The organism is Candidatus Polarisedimenticolaceae bacterium (genome assembly GCA_036275915.1).
Classification (GTDB): Bacteria; Acidobacteriota; Polarisedimenticolia; order Polarisedimenticolales; family DASRJG01; genus DASRJG01.
The window spans coordinates 112630-130769 of sequence record DASUCV010000001.1 but is presented as its reverse complement, the minus strand read 5'-3'; the positions used below and the strand labels follow the sequence as shown (position 1 = coordinate 130769).

The following is an 18140-nucleotide window of genomic DNA, read 5'->3' as shown; positions in this document are numbered from 1 at the left end:
GCGTCACCACAGCCACGCCGCGCCGCGGACGCCGCTGGAGTCGCCGTGGCGCGGCGGCACGAGCTTCGTGTCGACGCGGTCGGAGAAGATCCAGCGGCTCCACAGGCGCGGGACGTTGTCGTAGAGCTCCGTCACGTTCGAGACGCCGCCGCCGAGGACGATGACGTCGGGATCGAGCAGGTTGATCACCGATGCGAGACCGCGCGCGAGACGATCGTCGTACTGCGCCCCGCCGTCTCTCGCGCGCGCGGGACCCGAGAGAAACGTCTCGACGCATCCGTTCTTCCCGCACCAGCAGGCAGGTCCCGGACGCTCGTCGTCGCGCATCCACGGCAGCGGGTTGTGTCCCCACTCGCCTGCGATCGCATTGGCGCCGGCGATCGCCTTACCGTCGATGACGACGCCGCCACCGACGCCCGTCCCGAGAATCACGCCGAAGACGACCTGGGCTCCGGCCGCAGCGCCGCCTTTCGCCTCCGAGAGGGCGAAGCAGTTCGCGTCGTTCGCAAGGCGCACCGGGCGCCGGAGCGTGCGCTCGACATCGGCCTGCAGAGCGCGTCCGTTGAGCCACGTCGAGTTCGCGTTCTTCACGACGCCGGCGGCGGGCGAGATCGTCCCGGGAATTCCCATGCCGACGGTGCAACTCCGAGAAGGATCCAGCTCCTCGACCAACCGCGCGATCGCCGCGAGCGTGCCGTCGTAGTCATCGCGCGGCGTGGGGACGCGCTTTCGCTCGAAGATCGTGCCGTCCCCGTCGAGAACGGCGCCTTCGATCTTCGTACCGCCGAGGTCGATGCCGAGCCGCCGGGCGCGCATGCGCGGATGCTAACGCTTCATTGCCGTGGTAGTCTCAGCGGTCTTATTCGACGAGGGAGCCTCATGAGACGATTCGTGCCCGTCACCCTGCTCGCGTTCGCCTTGCTCGCCACCCTGCGCATCATCGCCGCCGAAGCGCCCGCGCCCGCCGCTGCCGCCGCGTCGGGGCCCGGCGAGATCAAATTCACCACGCACAATACCGTTTACAACTGCGAGGGCAGCTTCCAGTCGTGGAAGCTCACGAAGGTCGACATCCCCGGCGGCGATCTCACGAAGGGCACCGTCGCCTTCGAGATCGACCTCGCGTCGGTCAACGAGAAGACGGCGAAGCTCGCCGCGCACCTGCGTACTGCCGACTTCTTCGATGTCGCCACGTTCCCGAAGGCGACGGTCGTCATCCACGACGCGAAGCCGGCGGGCGACAAGAAATACAACGCGACCGCCGACGTCGATCTTCACGGCATGAAGGGCACGACCCCGGTCGCGTTCGAGGTCGTCTCGTCGTCGCCGCTCACGATCAAGGGCACGGCGACCCTCAGCCGCTCGTCGTTCAAGGTCGGCCAGCCCTACGACGCCAGCGACAAGTACTCGCCGCAGAACGAAGTCGCGGTCGAGATCAACGCCAAGCTGCAGTAGCAAGGGAATCAGAGGGGACAGCTTCCGAAACTCCGAAGCACGAGTTTCGGAAGCTGTCCCCTCTTCTCTTACTGTCCCCGCAATCTCAGCCGCGCGTCGAAGAGCATCGTGTCGTTCGCGGGCGAAGGGCCGTCGGGGCCCTTCAAGCCGAACGGGTCGGCAATGCGCAAGCGAAACGTCGCGTGGACCTCGAGGCGCGGCGTGCCGTCCTCGGCGATGACCGGCTCGACCTGAGCGTTGACGGTCAGCGGGACGGCGTTTCCCAGCATCTCGAAGCGCCCGGTGCCGGTGAAGGGGACCGGCGCGCCGAACTTCATCGGAGCGGTCGAGGGCGGCAGCGGGTCGAGCGTGAACGTCGCCGACGGGAACTCGACGATCTTGAGCATCTTGTCCTTGACCTCGGCGTCCAAGGTCTTGTTCCCCATCGTCACCGAGCCGGTCGTCGCGATAAGCGTGCCCGTCGCGCCGGCGAGCGTGCCGCCCTTCCCCAGCGTGATCGTCCCGCTGACGACGCGCACCTCGCCGTTGTAAGTGTCGAGCGGCGGAGCGAAGCGGAAGCCGAGGCGCGGCGGGTCTTCGGGGGCGGCGTCCTCGATCGTCCACTTCGTGCCGAGGGCGACGCGACGCGCAACGGCTCCGTCCGCCTCGGCGGCCGCCTTCGGCAGCGCGAGCCCCAGTCCTTCCCATGTCGGCTTCGGAACCTTTTCGCCGACCGGATCGAACGCGTCGCCCACACGCGAGCCGACGACGAGCTGCGCGACCTCGTCCTCGAGCATCTTCCCGGCGTCGCGGAAGACGTCCTCGAAGCTGTTGTAGTCGCCCGACAGCGGCTCGTCGAATCGTTGATACACCGGCTCGACGCAGTTGAACACCGAGTAGATCGCGGTCGAGACGAAGAGCTTGCCCGACGGATCGCGGTACGGGTGGAAATCCATGTAGAAGGCGCGATCCGAAGGGCCCGCGTCGACTCTTGCCGTGTAGTGGAAGCGCGTGAAGCCGGCGAGCACCGCGCGCCGCGCGCGGTCGAGGAAGGCGTTCTCGTCGTAGCGCGGCGGCAGCGTGCCGGTGAGCGACGTGACCTTGATCGGCGCGATGACGACCGACCGGCCACGGCGCCAGACGGCGGTGTTGTCGTAGTGGACGGGCTCGCCCTCGAGCGGAGCGGAGCGCACGGTGCGGAGGAATTGCGCGAAGCGATCGACGTCGGAGTAGCGGCCCTTGAAGATCGAGCGACCCGCCGCGTCCTGGTAGACGAGGAGCGGGGTGACGTGAACGTCGGCGGGAGCGCCCGCCGAGGCCGGCTTGATCTCGAGCGCGAGGCCGCGCTGCTCGGCGAGGGCGCGGAGGCGGGGGAGCGTGACCGACTCGAATTCTCGCGCCGCGAGCGAGCCGTCCTGCGTGAAGACGACGATCGTGCCGCTGGGCGGCGCCGCGGCCAGCGCCGCCGCCAGGAGAGCCGCGGCGATCAAGGGAAGACGCCGAGCTCCAGGTAGGACCGGCCCACCTTCTCGATCGAGCAGATGAACGACGCCGTGCGGAAGTCGGTCACCTTCTTGTTGTTCTTCATGATCGTCGAGATCTCTTGGTACCCGGTCGCCATCGTCTCCTCGAGGCCGGAGCGGACGAGGTCTTCCTCGTCGAGGCCGCGCAGCAGGCCCTCCCGGACCGAGTCGGGGAAGCGGACCTTCATGAGGTCTTCCGTGGCGCTGACGATCTGCTGGCGTTGGTGGGCGTCGGCGCGCTTCTGGAGGAGGCCGTAGCGCATGTGGGAGATGTTCTTCGCCCACTCGAAGTAGGAGACGGTGACGCCGCCGGAGTTCAGGTAGATGTCGGCGAGGATGAGGATGTCCTTCTTGAGGAGGATCTTCTCGGCTTCCGTCGTCGTGGGGCCGTTCGCGGCCTCGGCGACGATGCGCGCCTTGACCTTGTCGGCGTTGGCGCCGGTGAGCTGGTTCTCGAGCGCCGCCGGCACGACGATGTCGACGTCGAGGAAGAGGACGTCGACGCCCTTCTCGAGCGTCTTCGTCGCACCGGGGAAGCCTTTGACGGTGCGCTTCTCGTGGAACCATTCCGAGAGCTTCGTGATGTCGAGCCCCTTCATGTTCACGATGCCGCCGTCGTACTCGCCGATCGCGACGACCTTGCATCCGTCTTCCTCGTGGAGGATCTTCGCGACGTGGAAGCCGACGTTGCCGAAGCCCTGCACGGCGACGGTCTTCCCTTCGAGCGTCCCCTTGAGGCCGGTCTTCTTCATCGCCGCCGGATCGCGGAACGCCTCGCGGAGACCGAAGACGACGCCGCGGCCGGTCGCCTCACGGCGCCCGCGGACGCCGCCCTGCGTGAGTGGTTTACCGGTGACGCACGCCCAGTTGTCGATGCCGCCGGGGTGGAAGGCGTCGTAGGTGTCGGCGATCCACGCCATCTCGCGCTCGCCCGTGCCGTAATCCGGCGCAGGGACGTTGATGCCGGGGCCGATGAAGTTCTTGGCGATGAGCTCCGCCGTGTAGCGGCGCGTGATCTTCTCGAGCTGCTCCGGCGTGTAGTCGCGCGGGCGGAGCTTGATGCCGCCCTTCGAGCCGCCGAACGGCACGTTGCCGATCGCGCACTTGTAGGTCATGAGCGCAGCGAGCGCCATGATCTCGTGCTGGTCGACCATGCGGCTGTAGCGGATCCCGCCCTTGAGCGGCTTCCGGTGATGGCTGTGCTCGGCGCGCCAGGCCTCGAAGATGACGTACTTGTCGTCGATCTTCACCGGGAACTGCATGTAGAAGACGTTGTTGCAGGCCTTGATCTGATCGAGCAGGCCCGACGGAAGCTTCACGTGCTGAGCGGCCTTGTCGAACTGCCGCGACACGATGTTGTTGAGGTTCAGGTCTTCCTGGGCTTGCGGGCGTTTGGTCGCCAAGGGGATTCCTCCAGCCGGAAAGACGGGATTCTAGGGAGAAGCGTGGTAAAGGTCAAAGGCGCGGACGGCAGCGGTCATGCGCCGGCCGGATCCTTGTCGCGGACGTAGCGAAGCGCTCCCGAAGGGCATCGTTCGATAGCGGCGGCCACCTCGTCGACGCTCGCCGACTCCGGCCGGACCCAGTGCTGCCGCCGGATGTCGAACACCGCGGGGAGGGTGCGAAGGCAGACGCCGGAGTGCTTGCAGACGTCGGGATCGAACGTCACCGTGATGCCGGGCGCGGAGTAGCTCTGACGCCGCTTCATGGATGCTGGTAGGTCCCGATGAGCTTCGCGGTGCCCACCACGTGCCCCTCCATCGCCGTGAGGAGCTTCGCACGTGTCGGATGACCGAGATCGGGGAGGACGATGTCGAGCGCGTAGAGGGTGTGGACGTAGCGATGCCGGCCGACCGGAGGGCACGGGCCGCGCCAGCCGGGCTTGTTCCAGTCGTTGTTTCCTTCGCGCGTGCCGTCGGGGAGCTTCCCGCCCTCGGGAAGACCCTGGGCGTCGGCCGGCAGGTCGTAGAGCACCCAGTGCACCCAGGTCATCTTCGGCGCCTTCGGATCGGGGGCGTCGGGGTCGGCGACGACGAGCGCCAGGCTCTTCGTCCCCGCAGGGACTCCGCCCCACTGGAGCGCCGGCGAGACGTCGTCGCCGTCGCAGGTGTGGCGCGACGGAATGGACCCATTCTCTTGAAATGCGGGCGAGGTCAGCGTCATGGAAGCGACCTCCTTGGGGCCGGCCAGGAACAGGGCCAAGAGGGCGAGGAGGCGGAGCATCGAATCCTCCGGCGTCACTATAATGCGCGCTCGCATCCCATTCTGAACCCAACTCGGCGAGGAGGCCGACATGTCGCGCGCACCCGACGCCCAGCTTTCGCGCACCGCCGCCAACACGATCCGCTTCCTCGCGGTCGATGCGGTCGAGAAGGCGAAGTCCGGCCACCCCGGGTTGCCGATGGGGGCGGCGGACGTCGCCTTCGTCCTCTGGAGCCGGTTCCTCCGCTACGACCCCACCGCCCCCGACTGGCCCGACCGCGACCGCTTCGTGCTCTCGGCGGGCCACGGCTGCATGCTGCTCTACGGGCTCCTCCATCTCGCAGGTTACGACCTGCCGATGAGCGAGCTGCAGCAGTTCCGGCAGTGGGGGAGCAAGACTCCGGGCCACCCCGAGTTCGGCCACACCGTCGGCGTCGAGGCGACGACGGGGCCGCTCGGCCAGGGGATCTCGAACGCCGTCGGCATGGCGCTCGCCGGAAAGATGGCCGCGACGCGCTTCAACGACGCGACCTTCCAGCCGGTGGCGCACCGGATCTTCGTGCTCGCGAGCGACGGCGACATGATGGAGGGGATCTCGGGCGAGGCGTCCTCGCTCGCCGGGCACCTCGGCCTCGGGAACCTGATCGTGCTCTACGACGACAACGGGATCTCGATCGAGGGGAAGACCGCGCTCTCGTTCTCGGAGGACGTGCCCGCGCGCTACGCGGCGTACGGCTGGCACGTCCAGAAGATCGACGGGCACGATCACGGCGCGATCGCGAAGGCGATCGACGCGGCGATCGCGGAGCGAGCGCGGCCGTCGTTCATCGCGTGCCGCACCCACATCGCCTACGGCGCGCCGCGGAAGCAAGACTCCGCCGAAGCGCACGGGTCGCCGCTCGGCGCCGAAGAGGTGAAGGCGGCGAAGGAGAATCTCGGCTGGCCCCTCGAGCCCGCGTTCCTCGTGCCCGACGAGGTGCGCGAGTTCTTCCGTGCGCGCGCGCAGGAAGGCGCCGCCCTCCGCACCGGGTGGGAAGCCAGGTTCGACGAGTGGGCCGAGAGCCGTCCGGTTCAAGCGGCCGACTGGAAGGCGGTGTGGGAGCGGACGGTGCCGGCCGACGTCGTCGCGCAGCTCCTCGCCTCGGCGCCCGACGGCGACGCCGCGACCCGTGAGCACGGGCGGGCGGTCATCCAGCAGGCGGCGGCGATCGTTCCCGCGCTCATCGGAGGATCGGCGGACCTGGCGCCGTCGACGCTGACGCTCATCAAAGATGCGGAATCGGTGGGGCCGGGACATTTCGAGGGCCGCAACTTCCACTTCGGCATCCGCGAGCACGCGATGGGAGCGATCGTCAACGGGATCCTCTACCACGGCGCGTTCCGGCCGTTCGGTGCGACGTTCCTCGTCTTCTCCGATTACATGAGGCCGGTCTTCCGGCTCGCCGCCCTCTCGCGCATCCCCGCGATCCATGTCTTCACGCACGACTCGATCTTCGTCGGCGAGGACGGGCCGACGCACGAGCCGATCGAGCACGTCTCGTCGCTCCGGCTCATCCCGTTCCTCCACGTGTGGCGCCCGGCGGACGGCCTCGAGACGGCCCTCGCCTGGGGGATGGCGCTCGAGCGCCAGGACGGTCCGAGCGTCATCCTTCTATCGCGTCAGAAGCTTCCCAAGATCGCGCGGCGCGCCGGGCTCGGCGAAGCCGACTTCCGCCGCGGCGGCTACCTCGTCGCCGGCGACGGCAACCCGCACGCCGTGGTCGCCGCGACCGGATCCGAGCTCCATCTCGCGATGGGGGCGCGCGAGGCGCTCGCGAAGCGGGGGATGCGACTCAACGTCGTCTCGCTGCCGTGCGTCGAGATCTTCCACGAGCAGGACGCGCGCTACCGGAGCGAGCTGTTCCCCGAAGGGCTTCCCGTCGCAACGATCGAGGCCGGACGCACCGATCCCTGGCTCGGCCTCACCGGTCCGAAGGGACTTCGGATCGGGATCGATCGTTACGGCGCCTCGGCGCCGGCGGCGGTCAACGGGGAGAAGTTCGGATTCACCGTTCCGGCGGTGACCGACAAGATCGCGACGTGGCTGGGGACGCGTTGAGCTTGCATCTGCGCGGGCACACCCCCGCGTCGCTGCTCTCGGCCCGGCCCGATCTCGTCATCGACGAGACCCTCGCGCGGCGGATCATCGAGCGCGTCACCGGCCAAGGGCGCTCGGACCTCGACGGGATCCGCGGCCTTCCGAAGGCGTCGGCGCGTGCGCTCGCCGCGGAGGCGCGCCTCGACGGTCTCACCGTCGTCGACCGGCGCGCGAGCGCGGTCGATCCGTTCGTCAAGTATCTGTTCCGCGCCGGCGACGGTGCGCTCGTCGAGACCGTGCGGATCCCGCTCGAGAAGCCGCGCTTCTCCGTCTGCGTGTCGTCGCAGGCCGGATGCGGGCTCGGCTGCGCGTTCTGCGAGACCGGCCGCCTCGGCCTGACCCGCTCGCTCGAAGCGTGGGAGATCGTCGAGCAGGTCGTCGCCGTGAAGCGAGAGGCGCCGGCCGATCGTCCGGTCACCGGCGTCGTCTTCCAGGGGCAGGGGGAGCCGCTCCAGAACTACGACGCGGTCATGCAGGCGGCGGCCGTGATGCGGGATCCGAACGGCCTGCGCATCCGCGGCGAGTCGATCACGATCTCGACGGTCGGGCTCGTTCCCGCGATCGAGCGGTTCGCCGACGATGGACACGTCTACCGGCTCATCCTGTCCCTCACCTCCGCGATCGACGCGAAGCGGCGTTCCCTCGTGCCGATCGCGGCGACGTGGCCGGTCGCCGAGCTCGCGCGGGCGATGGGACGTCTCGCGGACCTCCGCGGCGGCCCGGTCCACCTCGGCTGGGTGCTGATGGCCGGCGTCAACACCGGCGACGATGAGGCCGACGCGATCGTCCGCGCGTTCGAAGGCCGGCCCGTCCGTCTCCACGCGATCGACGTGAACGATCCGTCGGGGCGGTTCACGCCCCCGGACGACGTCGAGCGCGGGCGGTTCTTCGAGGCTCTCCGCGCGCGCGGCATCGCCTTCGTGCGGCGATACTCCGGCGGCCCCGACATCCACGCCGCGTGCGGCATGCTCGCCTCGACGGCGCAGGGCGGCCGTCCCGCATGACGAAGCGGGCCCCCGGCCTTCTCGAGATGACGGCGCCGCTCATCGTGTCGTTCTGGATGAGGGTGCTCTTCACGTTCGTCGACACGTATTACGCGTCGCGCCTGCCGAATTCCGACGCCGCCGTCGCGGCGATCGGTCTGTCGTTCCCGTTCGAGCTGATCATGATCGCGGTGTGGGTCGGCCTCTCCACCGGGCTCACGTCGAACTTCTCCCGCGCGATGGGCGCTCACCAGGAGACGAAGCTCCGGCAGTACCTGAGCAAGACGTGGACGCTCGTCCTCGTGTGCATACCGGTCTTCTGCCTGATCGGCGCGGGGTGCTGGGTCTTCGCCGGGCGGCTGTCGCCGGGCCCCGAGGTCGCCCACGAGTTTGCGATTTACGGCTCCGTCCTTGTCGCCGGCAGCGGATTCACGCTCTTCTGGTCGGTAATCCCCGACTCGATCGTCAAGGCGCACGGCGACACGAAGGCCACGATGTGGGCGGGCATCTGGTCGAACGTCATCAACGTCGCGCTCAACACGATCTTCACGTTCTGGTTCCATTGGGGCATCTTCGGGATCGCGTTCTCCACTGTCGTGGGCCGCTTCGGCGGCCTCGTCTACGCGCTTCGCAAGGCGGCGCGCCACGAGGCGGAGCGGAAAGCGCGCCACGAGCCGGAGGTCCCCGGGGAAGACCCCAGCCCTTACCGCTCGCTCTTCGCGCTCGCCCTTCCCTCGGCGATGGCCTACCTGCTCATGGCCTCGGAAACCGGCGTCGTCAACTGGCTGCTCAAGACGACCGAGCACGGGAAGGAAGCGCTCGCCGCGTACGCGATCTACTACCGGGTCTTCCAGTTCATCGTCACGCCCGCGATCGCGGCGTCGGTGGCGATGCTGCCGTTCGCCGGACGGCGCTTCGGCGAGAGGGACGTGGCCGGCGTCACAAGCGGCCTCAAGCAAGCTCACCTCGCCGGCGCGATCTACGTCGTGATCACGGCACCGATCGTGTGGCTCACGGCTCCTCCGCTCGCTCACCACCTCACCACCTCGCCGGTCACCGTGTCCTACCTCGTCCCGGCGCTCAGGCTCATCCCGCTCATTGCGCTCGTCGCGATGCCGTTCTTCCTGTGCCGCCCCGTCTTCGAGGGGATGGGCCGGGGACGTCCCGGCCTGGCGATGTCGTTGCTGCGGTATCTGCTCCTGGCGGCGCCGGCGGCCTGGGCGGGCCGGACGCTGGCTCCCGGGCTCGGGCTTTCGCCGGTCATGGGGCTCGTCGTCGGCCTCGGCGCTGCCACGGCGGTCAGCTCGATCATCTTCCTCTCGTGGACGCGGCGCGCGCTCGTCCACGCCCGGGAAACCCTGCAGAACGCATAATGGACGGCGGAGGGGGGATGTCCGCGATTCCGAGGCTCGATCTCGTCCTGGCCGCGATGCTCGTGCTGCTCGCCCCGGTCGCGATCGTCCTGGGCCGCCGGGGCGGACGGTTCCGCGGTCTGACCGGGTGGCTCTGGGCGTGGACGCAGTTTTCCGTCCTCGTCGTCGCTCTCTCCCGCGCCATGCCGGCGATCTCGTTCCCGCTCCTCGGCATCGTGATGTTCGTCGCACTCAAGCAGTACTACTTCCTGACGCCGCTCCGGCCGCAGGATCGGTGGGCGATCTTCCTGACGTACGCCTCGGTGCCGCTCGCGCTGTGGCCCGCGTGGGCCGGATCATTCACGCTCCTCTCCGGTGCCACCGTCGTCGGCCTCTTCCTCTTGATTCCCGTCCTCCTCTCGATCTCGCCGCGGCAGCCGGGCCTCCTCGACTCGCTCGGGCGCGTGCTCCTCGGCGAGTTCGTCTTCGTCTTCTGCGCGGCGCATCTTGGCCTCATGACGCAGCTTCCGCGCGGCTGCCTCGAGCTGTTCGCGATCGTTGCGCTCCCCGCCGATCTCACGCAGCGCCTCGTCGGCCGCATGAGGCCCGGAGCCGAGCGTGTGAGGCCGCTCCTCGGCCTGATCGTGAGCGCCGCGATCGCCGCAGCGGCGGGTTACCTCCTCGCGGCGGACGCCGGGATCATCGGGATCCACGGCGCCGGGGCCGGCTGCCTCGCGGCGCTCGGCACCGCCGCCGGATCGCTCGTCTGCGACGCGGTCGCGCAGGACCTCGACCGGTCGCCCGGCGACGCGCTCCTGGGCCGCGCGGCATTCCTCGACAGGACGCTCCCGCTCATCTACGCCGCCCCGGCGTTCTATCATTACGTCAGAACGATCACGTCGTGAACCGGCTCGCCCGTGTGCTCCGCCTCGCGGGAATGTACGCATTCCAGCTCGGCTTCATCCGCCCGATGCTCAAGTGGTTCTGGGGGGCGCGGTACCGCCGCCTGCACCATGTCCCCGAGGGGCCGTGCATCGTCGTCGCGAACCACAACTCCCACATCGACGCCGCCGTCCTCATGTCGATCTTCCCGCTCCGCCGCCTCCCTCATGTGCACCCGGTCGCGGCGGCCGACTACTTCGGCCAGAACGCGATCCGGCGCGGCGCGGCGATGGTCGGGATGAACGCGATGGCGATCGAGCGGACGGCGGCCCCCGGGCGCGACGTGCTCTCGCCGATGATCGATGCGCTGCAGGAAGGCGAGTCGCTCATCTTCTTCCCCGAGGGGAGCCGCGGCGAGCCGGGAGTCGTTGCGGCGTTCCGGCCGGGGATCGGAAAGATCGTCAAGAGCGTGCCGGGTGTCCTCGTCGTCCCGGTGTTCCTCTCGGGCGCGGAGCGCAGCCTGCCGCGCGGCGAGGCGGTGCCGCTCCCGCTCGGCATCGACGTCGTGATCGGGAAACCGCGCACCTACTCGCACCTGCTCGACGCCCGCGATATCGCCGAGGCGCTCCGCGCCGATGTGCTCTCGCTCGCGCCTCCGCCGCCGCCGGTCCCCGGACCGCGCCCGTTACCGCCGATCCGCGTCGCCTGCTGCGGGATCGACGGCGAGGACGGTCGCCCGCTCTTCGAGACGCTCACCGCTCGGCTCGGCGAGAGCGGCCGCGCGATTGGCATCGCCGAGTCGCTCGTCGAGGCGGAAGGCGGCGCCGTCCGCGCCTCCGAAGGTATCGCGACCGCGCGAAGCCGCACGTGGCCGAAGGCGCTCGCTTGGGCGTTCCGCACCGGTGGTCTCTACCGCGGCAACAAGTTCGCCGAGATGATCGAGCGCGCCCGTGTCGACGAGGCGCTCGCCGACGGCCGCACCGCGCGCTTCGTCGTCAGCCTCGGGAGCCCGCTCGTCGATCTCCTCGCCTGGGCGGAGGCCGACTTCTACAGCGGTCAGTTCGACGAGCGCGGCCTCCAGGAGATCCTCCTCCAGCTCTCGGGCCAGAGGCGCATCCCGGTGACTCAATGGCTCCGCTTCATCCGCAAGGCGCCGGAGGTGTGGCTCCTCAACGTCTTCGACCTCGCGCACCCGCCGATCCCCGACGTTCTCGTCCTCGTCGAGCGGGACCCGGCCTCGGCGATGGAGCGCCTGCGCATGAGGGGGCGCGCGCTCGAGCCCTGGCAGAACGAAGCCTTTCTGGGGCGCCTGCAAGAGGCCTACCGCCAGGTCGCGTCGGTCCTCCGCAAGCGGCGGGTCGAGATCGTCGAGATCCAGGCCGCCGATCTCGATGCCGCGAGCGCCGCAGAGCAGGTCGAGACGATCGCCCGCCGCCTCGCGGTGAAGGCGGTCTCCTCGTCGACGACTTGACGAAACGCCCCGCTGCGTCAAACTTGACAGTGCGAGTGCGCCGCGCGGGGCGTGAAGGAGCGCTGCGATGACCGGTCCGCAGACATTTTCCAAGCTCTCGTCGGAATCGCTCGACGAGCACGGTCACATCCATTTCCACCTGGATCAGCTCGAGCGCGCCGTCGAAACCTTGGGCGCAGCACCGGCCGATCCCGAGGTCGTGCGGACGATCGCGGTCCGCATCGACAGCTTCAAGGAGCGGCTCGAGGAGCACTTCGCCACCGAAGAAGACGGCGGTCTGCTCCAGGGCGTTCAAGAGGCGCTGCCCCAGGCCGAGAGCGACGTCAAGCGCATCCGCGCCCAGCACGCCCGGATGCTCGAGGCGATCGAGCGGGTCCGCGGCCTCGCGCGCCGCGCCGACGCCGCCGAGACCGCGACGCTCCGCACCGAGCTGTCGCGCCTCATCGGCATGATCCGCGAGCACGAGCAAGAGGAAGACGCGCTCGTGCGGCGGGCGCTGAAACAAAGTCAATAGCCCTTAGCCTTATCATCGCGGCGTGCTCAACGCCGCGTTCGTGCTGCTGGTCCTCGTCTCCGTCCTCGCCGCGGCAGCAAGCGGCCGCATGGAAGCGCTCTCCACCGGCATCCTCGATGACGCCGGCCGCTCGGTTCAGCTCGCGCTCGGTCTCATCGGTGCTCTCTCGTTCTTCCTCGGGCTGATGCGGGTCGTGCAGGACGGCGGCGCCTTGCGCCTCCTCGCGCGCGCCGCCGCGCCTGTGATGCGTCGGCTCTTCCGCGGAGTTCCCGCCGATCATCCCGCGATGAGCGCGATGCTTCTCAGCATCGCGAGCAACATCCTCGGCCTCGGCAGCGCGGCGACGCCGTTCGGGATCCGCGCGATGCAGGAGCTCGACACCCTCAACCCCCGGAAAGGGGTCGCCACGAACGCGATGGTGACCTTCCTCTCGATCAATACGGCGGGGTTCGCGATCTTGCCGACGACGGTGCTGGCGCTCCGGGCGTCGGCGGGCTCGAAGGCCCCCGGTTCGATCCTCGCCGCGACGTGGTTTGCATCGGGGTGCGCCACGATCGTCGGAATCGCTTCGGCGATCCTGCTGTCCCGGCTCCCGTGGTTCAAGGCGACCGATCCCGGAGTGATGCCTCCGTCCATGGTTTCCTCTGAGGCCGTCGACGCGCCGCCTCAGACGAGACCGGCGGTCTCGCGTTTCATCCCTTGGATCGCGGGCGGTTACATCGTCATCCTCATCGGGGTTCTCATCCGAGCCGCATCGACGATGCCCGCGGGAGAACTCGCGCGCACGATCATGTCGTACTGGACGCTGCCGCTCCTCGTCGCGCTCATCGTGCTCTTCGGGTGGGCGCGCGGGGTCAAGGTCTACGAGGTGTTCCTCGAGGGGGCGAAGGAGGGGTTCCAGGTCGCGCTCAGGATCATCCCGTATCTCCTGGCGATCGTCGTTGCGGTGGGGATGTTCCGCGCGTCGGGGTGCCTCGACGTCGTCGTGCAGGTGCTGTCGCCGTTGACGTCACCGCTGGGCCTCCCGGCCGAGGCGGTGCCGCTCGCCGTCCTTCGCCCGCTCTCGGGGTCCGGTGCCTACGGGGTCATGAGCGAGATCGTGACGACGCACGGTCCCGACTCCTATCTCGGCATCCTCGCGAGCACGATGCAGGGGAGCACCGACACGACGTTCTACATCCTGTCCGTCTACTTCGGGGCGGTGGGGATCAAGAAGACCCGGCATGCGGTCTTGGCCGGGCTTCTGACCGACGCCGCCGGCATCGCGGCCGCGGTCTTCATCTGCCGCCTGGTGTGGCATGGTTGACGATCCGAGGGCGACGGTGCTAACGTCGGCCGTTGCGATGAAGAGATTTCAACCCATGGATCGCCTTGCACCGGGCCTGCCTCCAAAGCGTGGGGCGGGTCACAGGGCCAAGACCGCATGAGGGCGCTCGGTTCACGAGCGCCCTTCGTGTATTAGGGCGTTTTTCGACGGAGGGGACGCCATGTCGGAAGCGAGGAATCAGCTCTCGAGCTTGCTCAAGATCCAGCGGCTCGCCCTCGAGATCCAGGCGGCCCGCGCGGTCGTCGACGGGGCCCCGGCCCGCATCGAAGAAGCCGAGGCCCGGTTCCGCGAGCGTAACGCCGAATACGTGGCGACCAAGGAGCGCTACGACGCCATCGAGGCCGACCGGCAGGCCCGCCAGGCCGAGCTCGCCACCCTCGAGGAGTCGCGCCAGCACTATCAGGACTCGCTCATGCAGGTGAAGAACCAGCGCGAGTACGCCGCGGCTCTCAAGGAGATCGACGCGGTCAAGGCGAAGATCGGCGAGCACGAGGACGCCATCCTCAAGAGCATGGACGAGGTCGACGCCCTCAAGACGGACCTCGCCGCCCGCTCCGAGCACATCGAGTCCGAGCGCGCGATCGTCCAGGGTGAGCATGCGACGGTCGAGGCGGCGGTCAAGGAAGCGCACGCGCAGATCGAGCGCGCCACCGCCGAGCGCCTCGAGCTCGAGGCCGCGCTGCCGCCGGCTCTCGTCGCGAACGTCCGCCGGGTCGAGGAAGGACGCAAGGGGCTCTTCCTCGTCAAAGCCGAGCACGAATCGTGCTCCGCCTGCCACGTGCGCCTCAGGCCGCAGGTCTACCAGGAGATCAAGCAGGCCACGAAGCTCCACATCTGCGGCAACTGCCGCCGCTACCTCTACTCCGAGGCCGCGATGAACGGCACGTCTCCGTCCACCCCGTCGCCCGCGATGGAGGCGTTGAATGGCGGAGCGGCTTAGGGCGGGGATCGACGGCGGCTCGCGCGGGAATCCCGGCCCAGCGGCCTGGGGGGTCGTCGTGCTCGACGCCGACGACAAGCCCGTCGAAGGGTTCGCCGGCGCGATCGGCCGCGCGACGAACAACGTCGCCGAGTACACCGCGCTGGTCGAGGCCTTGGGCCTCGCCGCGGAGCGCGGCGCCACCGAGGTCGAGCTGCTCGCCGACTCGGAGCTCGTCGTCAAGCAGGTGCGCGGCGAGTACAAGGTCCGCCACCCGGACCTCGTTCCTCTCCATGCCGAGGCGATGCGCCGCATCGGCCGGTTTCCCAACTTCCGGATCCGTCACGTCCCGCGGGAAAAGAACAAGGCCGCGGACAAGCTCGTCAACCGCGCGCTGAACATGGTCGCCTCGGGCGACGGCACGGCCCCCGTCAGGCTCCACGAGAGGTTCGAGGACTGAGTCCGCTCGCCCGCCGCCTCCAGGAGGTCCGCTACCGGATCGCCGCCGCGTGCGCGCGGTCGGGCCGCGACCCGTCCGGGGTGACGCTCGTCGCCGTCTCGAAGACCGTCCCCGCGGAAACGGTCGCCGAGGCGCTCGCGGCCGGCCAGACGCTCTTTGGCGAGAACCGCGTGCAGGAGGCGGTCGACAAGATCGCCCGCGTGGGGAGCGGCGCGCGCTGGCACCTCGTCGGCCACCTTCAGAAGAACAAGGCGCGGCACGCGGCCGGCACGTTCGAGCTGATCCACGGCGTCGACGACGCCGCGCTCGCCGGCGAGCTCGACCGGCGCGCCGCCGAGCGCGGGCTCGTCCAGCCGGTGCTCGTCCAGGTCAACCTTGCCGGCGAGGCGACCAAGCACGGCGCCGGCGAGGACGCGGTGTGGCCGGTCCTGGACGCTGCCGCGTCGCTCGCGCATCTCGACGTCCGCGGCCTCATGACGATCCCTCCGCCCGTCGAGGATCCCGAGGCGTCGCGGCCGTGGTTCCGGCGCCTCGCTTCGCTCCGCGACCGCGCGCGCGAGAGGATCGGGCGGCCGCTCCCCGACCTCTCGATGGGGATGACCGACGACTTCGAGGTGGCGGTCGAAGAAGGCGCGACGCTGGTACGCGTCGGCCGCGCCATCTTCGGCGGTCGGCCCGCGTAAGAAGGCTTCCTATCCCGTTGTTCTTGCAACCCTTCGAGCGCGCGACTATGTTTCGCCGCGACGGAGGAGTGGGATGAGCACGCGCCTGACGGCGATGGACATCGAGAAGCAGGACTTCACGCGCAAGATGCGCGGGTTCGATCCGGACGAAGTCCAGCTATTCCTCAAAGCTGTGGCCGAAGAGATCGAGCGTCTGAACTTCGAGAACGCGACGCTGCGCGAGGAGAACGGAAGCGTACGGCAGCGGCTCGACGAGTTCCAGGATCGGGAGCGCACGCTCCAGGAGACGCTCGTCACCGCCCAGCGCATGTCGACCGACCTGCGCGATCGCTCCAAGCAGGAGGCCGAGCTCCTCGTCCGCGAGGCGCGCGTCAAGGCCGAGCGGCTGCTCGAGCAGGCCCAGGATCAGCTCCAGGCTCTCGAGAACGAGATCGGCCGCGTGCGGCTCGAGAAGGACGCCTTCGAGAATCGTCTCCGCGCCTCGATCGAGGAGCATCTTTCCCTCCTCGACTTGCGCCGGCAGGAGAAGGCCGACGGCGACAATCTTCGTTTCCTGAGGCGCCGCTCGACGACCGACGTCGGATGATCGAGGCCGACCTCGCCGTCGTCGGCATCTCCGAGCTCGCCACCCCCGAAGGAAATTCCGCACGGATCGGTCCGGACCTCGGCCGCATCCGGACGGTTCGCGACGCAGCGGTCGCTTGCCGCGACGGCCGGATCGTCTTCGCCGGCCCCGAGCGGGAATTCCGACAGGCGGTGAAGCTTTCGCCGGCCGCGCGCACCGTCGATGCCCGCGGCGGAACGGTCCTGCCCGGCTTCGTCGACGCCCATACGCATCTGCCGTTCGCCGGTTGGCGCGAGTCCGAGTTCAACGAGCGCCTCTCTGGGGCGACCTACGAGGAGATCGCGGCGCGGGGCGGCGGCATCCTCAAGACCGTTGCCGCGACGCGGGCCGCCTCCCTCGGCGATCTGACGTCGCTCGTCCGCGCGCGCCTCGACGCGATGCTCGAGCTGGGGACGACCCTGGTCGAGGCGAAGAGCGGCTACGGCCTCTCGTTCGAGGCGGAGATCAAGCAGCTCGAGGCGATCCAGGGCGGCGCGCAGGGACACCCGGTCGACGTCGTGCCGACCTTCCTCGGCGCGCACACGGTGCCGCTCGAGCACCGGGGCGACCGGGCCCGCTACATCGACGCGGTCGTGCGCGAGATGCTGCCCGAGGTGGCGAAGCGAGGGCTCGCCGCCTACGCCGACGCGTTCGTCGACGCGCGTGCCTTCTCGATCGGCGAGGCCCGCCGGATCTTGGGCGCCGCGCGGGAGGCCGGGCTCGGCGTGCGCGTTCACGCCGATCAGCTCGCCGACGACGGCGCGGCGCAGCTCGCGGCGGAGCTGGGGGCCGCGTCGGCCGACCATCTCGAGTACGTTTCGGAGGCCGGGGTCGCTGCATTGGCACGTGCGGGGACGGTCGCGGTTCTCCTCCCCGGCGCGCGCTTTTTCCTCATGCAGGAAGCCAAGCCGCCGGTACGGCGGCTCATCGAGGCAGGCGTTCCGGTCGCCGTGGCGACCGACTTCAATCCGGGAACCTGCCCGAGCGAGGCGATGGGAACGGTCCTCGAGCTGGCGTGTCTCACGCTCCGGCTCTCGATCGACGAGGCGATCGCCGCGGCGACCCTGAACGCGGCCGCCGCCCTCGGGAAGGCGGGGGAGACCGGGTCGATCGAGCCGGGCAAGCGCGCGGACCTCGTCGTCCACGCGGTGCCGGGCCGCTATCACCTGATCTATCGGTTCGGGGTCCGTCGCGTGCGCACCGTCATCGCGAGCGGGCGCGTCGTGGTCGACGAGGGCCGGATCCTGCCCCGGGCGTGATCAGAAGAGCGGCGCGCGCTCCTCGTGGTCGAACTTGTAGATGTACTGGGTGACCTTGAGATCGATCGTCTGCTGGTACTTCGCGGTGATGATCATCTCGCGGTTCGTGCGCTCGAGGGTGAGGTCCTTCTTGTCGAGCGGGAGCCTCAGCTCCTTCGCCTTGTCGAAGATCCGGTTGTAGATCTCCTGGTCGTGGTTCCGCGTCGCCGCGAAGCGGCATTCTTCCTGGATGAAGTCGCGGAACTCGTACGCGTTGATGCGGACCGGGATGATCTTCACGGCGAGGAAGATGCCCGACCCGAGTAGCGCCACCGCGATCAGGAGGCCGATGCGGCCTTCGCCGCGCTCGTTCTTTCGTCCGTTCATGGTCCCGTCCCTCGGCCCGGAATATAG

Annotated in this window: 19 protein-coding genes; 13 read left to right on the top strand and 6 right to left on the bottom strand. The window is 69.2% G+C overall.

Annotated features, from left to right (window positions below; genetic code table 11):
* Window positions 1–3: 3 nt before the first annotated feature.
* On the bottom strand, window positions 4–816 hold the full coding sequence (locus tag VFV19_00605; protein HEX4822792.1) for an ROK family protein: 813 nt from the start codon (window positions 814–816) through the stop codon (window positions 4–6).
* A 63-nt stretch (window positions 817–879) separates the two neighbouring features.
* Between VFV19_00605 and VFV19_00600 the strand changes: the two genes are divergently transcribed.
* Entirely contained in the window at window positions 880–1452 is a 573-nt protein-coding gene (locus VFV19_00600; protein HEX4822791.1) for a YceI family protein, read from the top strand.
* A 68-nt stretch (window positions 1453–1520) separates the two neighbouring features.
* Here VFV19_00600 and VFV19_00595 read toward each other — a convergent pair whose 3' ends face one another.
* The 4 genes from VFV19_00595 to VFV19_00580 all read right to left on the bottom strand — a co-directional run bounded on the left by VFV19_00595 (window position 1521) and on the right by VFV19_00580 (window position 5177).
* Window positions 1521–2921, bottom strand: a complete 1401-nt coding sequence (locus VFV19_00595) for a YceI family protein (GenBank protein HEX4822790.1) — start codon at window positions 2919–2921, stop codon at window positions 1521–1523.
* On the bottom strand, window positions 2918–4357 hold the full coding sequence (locus VFV19_00590; GenBank protein ID HEX4822789.1) for a Glu/Leu/Phe/Val dehydrogenase: 1440 nt from the start codon (window positions 4355–4357) through the stop codon (window positions 2918–2920). Before VFV19_00590 ends, VFV19_00595 begins: the two co-directional genes overlap by 4 nt.
* Window positions 4358–4431: 74 nt before the next feature.
* Complete coding sequence (locus VFV19_00585; protein ID HEX4822788.1) at window positions 4432–4662, bottom strand: (4Fe-4S)-binding protein; 231 nt, start codon at window positions 4660–4662, stop codon at window positions 4432–4434.
* Window positions 4659–5177: a YbhB/YbcL family Raf kinase inhibitor-like protein gene (locus VFV19_00580; GenBank protein ID HEX4822787.1), complete on the bottom strand. Its 519-nt coding sequence runs from the start codon at window positions 5175–5177 to the stop codon at window positions 4659–4661. Before VFV19_00580 ends, VFV19_00585 begins: the two co-directional genes overlap by 4 nt.
* 70 nt (window positions 5178–5247) lie before the next feature.
* On the opposite strand from VFV19_00580, the gene tkt reads away from it, so the two are divergent.
* The 12 genes from tkt to hutI all read left to right on the top strand — a co-directional run bounded on the left by tkt (window position 5248) and on the right by hutI (window position 17747).
* The gene (tkt, locus tag VFV19_00575) at window positions 5248–7254 is read left to right on the top strand and encodes a transketolase (GenBank protein ID HEX4822786.1); all 2007 of its coding nucleotides are present in this window, start codon (window positions 5248–5250) and stop codon (window positions 7252–7254) included.
* Window positions 7251–8297 carry a radical SAM protein gene (locus tag VFV19_00570; protein HEX4822785.1) on the top strand — a complete coding sequence of 349 codons (1047 nt, stop codon included), beginning with the start codon at window positions 7251–7253 and terminating at the stop codon, window positions 8295–8297. Before tkt ends, VFV19_00570 begins: the two co-directional genes overlap by 4 nt.
* Window positions 8294–9649 (top strand): MATE family efflux transporter, encoded by a 1356-nt coding sequence (locus VFV19_00565; protein ID HEX4822784.1) that lies wholly within the window; start codon window positions 8294–8296, stop codon window positions 9647–9649. The genes VFV19_00570 and VFV19_00565 overlap by 4 nt, the downstream gene beginning before the upstream one ends.
* 17 nt (window positions 9650–9666) lie before the next feature.
* A complete protein-coding gene (locus tag VFV19_00560) occupies window positions 9667–10533 on the top strand; it encodes a hypothetical protein (protein ID HEX4822783.1) in 867 nt (288 codons plus the stop codon).
* Window positions 10530–11981, top strand: a complete 1452-nt coding sequence (locus VFV19_00555; protein ID HEX4822782.1) for a lysophospholipid acyltransferase family protein — start codon at window positions 10530–10532, stop codon at window positions 11979–11981. Before VFV19_00560 ends, VFV19_00555 begins: the two co-directional genes overlap by 4 nt.
* A gap of 67 nt (window positions 11982–12048) precedes the next feature.
* Window positions 12049–12495, top strand: a complete 447-nt coding sequence (locus tag VFV19_00550) for a hemerythrin domain-containing protein (GenBank protein HEX4822781.1) — start codon at window positions 12049–12051, stop codon at window positions 12493–12495.
* Window positions 12496–12517: 22 nt separating this feature from the next.
* Window positions 12518–13801 carry a nucleoside recognition domain-containing protein gene (locus VFV19_00545; GenBank protein ID HEX4822780.1) on the top strand — a complete coding sequence of 428 codons (1284 nt, stop codon included), beginning with the start codon at window positions 12518–12520 and terminating at the stop codon, window positions 13799–13801.
* Between the two features lie 181 nt (window positions 13802–13982).
* Window positions 13983–14762 carry a C4-type zinc ribbon domain-containing protein gene (locus tag VFV19_00540; GenBank protein ID HEX4822779.1) on the top strand — a complete coding sequence of 260 codons (780 nt, stop codon included), beginning with the start codon at window positions 13983–13985 and terminating at the stop codon, window positions 14760–14762.
* The gene (locus VFV19_00535; GenBank protein ID HEX4822778.1) at window positions 14746–15201 is read left to right on the top strand and encodes a ribonuclease HI family protein; all 456 of its coding nucleotides are present in this window, start codon (window positions 14746–14748) and stop codon (window positions 15199–15201) included. Before VFV19_00540 ends, VFV19_00535 begins: the two co-directional genes overlap by 17 nt.
* Entirely contained in the window at window positions 15198–15884 is a 687-nt protein-coding gene (locus VFV19_00530) for a YggS family pyridoxal phosphate-dependent enzyme (GenBank protein ID HEX4822777.1), read from the top strand. The genes VFV19_00535 and VFV19_00530 overlap by 4 nt, the downstream gene beginning before the upstream one ends.
* 73 nt (window positions 15885–15957) lie before the next feature.
* Window positions 15958–16470, top strand: a complete 513-nt coding sequence (locus tag VFV19_00525; GenBank protein ID HEX4822776.1) for a DivIVA domain-containing protein — start codon at window positions 15958–15960, stop codon at window positions 16468–16470.
* Entirely contained in the window at window positions 16467–17747 is a 1281-nt protein-coding gene (gene hutI, locus VFV19_00520) for an imidazolonepropionase (protein HEX4822775.1), read from the top strand. The genes VFV19_00525 and hutI overlap by 4 nt, the downstream gene beginning before the upstream one ends.
* Here hutI and VFV19_00515 read toward each other — a convergent pair whose 3' ends face one another.
* Window positions 17748–18113, bottom strand: a complete 366-nt coding sequence (locus VFV19_00515; GenBank protein ID HEX4822774.1) for a hypothetical protein — start codon at window positions 18111–18113, stop codon at window positions 17748–17750.
* Window positions 18114–18140 lie beyond the last annotated feature (27 nt).

Bases quoted from the DNA above. Each gene is read 5' to 3' on its own strand.
- VFV19_00605 (HEX4822792.1), bottom strand. From the start codon at position 816: ATGCGCGCCCGGCGGCTCGGCATCGACCTCGGCGGTACGAAGATCGAA.
- VFV19_00600 (HEX4822791.1), top strand. From the start codon at position 880: ATGAGACGATTCGTGCCCGTCACCCTGCTCGCGTTCGCCTTGCTCGCC.
- VFV19_00585 (HEX4822788.1), bottom strand. From the start codon at position 4,662: ATGAAGCGGCGTCAGAGCTACTCCGCGCCCGGCATCACGGTGACGTTC.
- VFV19_00580 (HEX4822787.1), bottom strand. From the start codon at position 5,177: ATGCTCCGCCTCCTCGCCCTCTTGGCCCTGTTCCTGGCCGGCCCCAAG.
- tkt (HEX4822786.1), top strand. From the start codon at position 5,248: ATGTCGCGCGCACCCGACGCCCAGCTTTCGCGCACCGCCGCCAACACG.
- VFV19_00565 (HEX4822784.1), top strand. From the start codon at position 8,294: ATGACGAAGCGGGCCCCCGGCCTTCTCGAGATGACGGCGCCGCTCATC.
- VFV19_00560 (HEX4822783.1), top strand. From the start codon at position 9,667: ATGTCCGCGATTCCGAGGCTCGATCTCGTCCTGGCCGCGATGCTCGTG.
- VFV19_00550 (HEX4822781.1), top strand. From the start codon at position 12,049: ATGACCGGTCCGCAGACATTTTCCAAGCTCTCGTCGGAATCGCTCGAC.
- VFV19_00540 (HEX4822779.1), top strand. From the start codon at position 13,983: ATGTCGGAAGCGAGGAATCAGCTCTCGAGCTTGCTCAAGATCCAGCGG.
- VFV19_00535 (HEX4822778.1), top strand. From the start codon at position 14,746: ATGGCGGAGCGGCTTAGGGCGGGGATCGACGGCGGCTCGCGCGGGAAT.
- VFV19_00525 (HEX4822776.1), top strand. From the start codon at position 15,958: ATGAGCACGCGCCTGACGGCGATGGACATCGAGAAGCAGGACTTCACG.
- hutI (HEX4822775.1), top strand. From the start codon at position 16,467: ATGATCGAGGCCGACCTCGCCGTCGTCGGCATCTCCGAGCTCGCCACC.
- VFV19_00515 (HEX4822774.1), bottom strand. From the start codon at position 18,113: ATGAACGGACGAAAGAACGAGCGCGGCGAAGGCCGCATCGGCCTCCTG.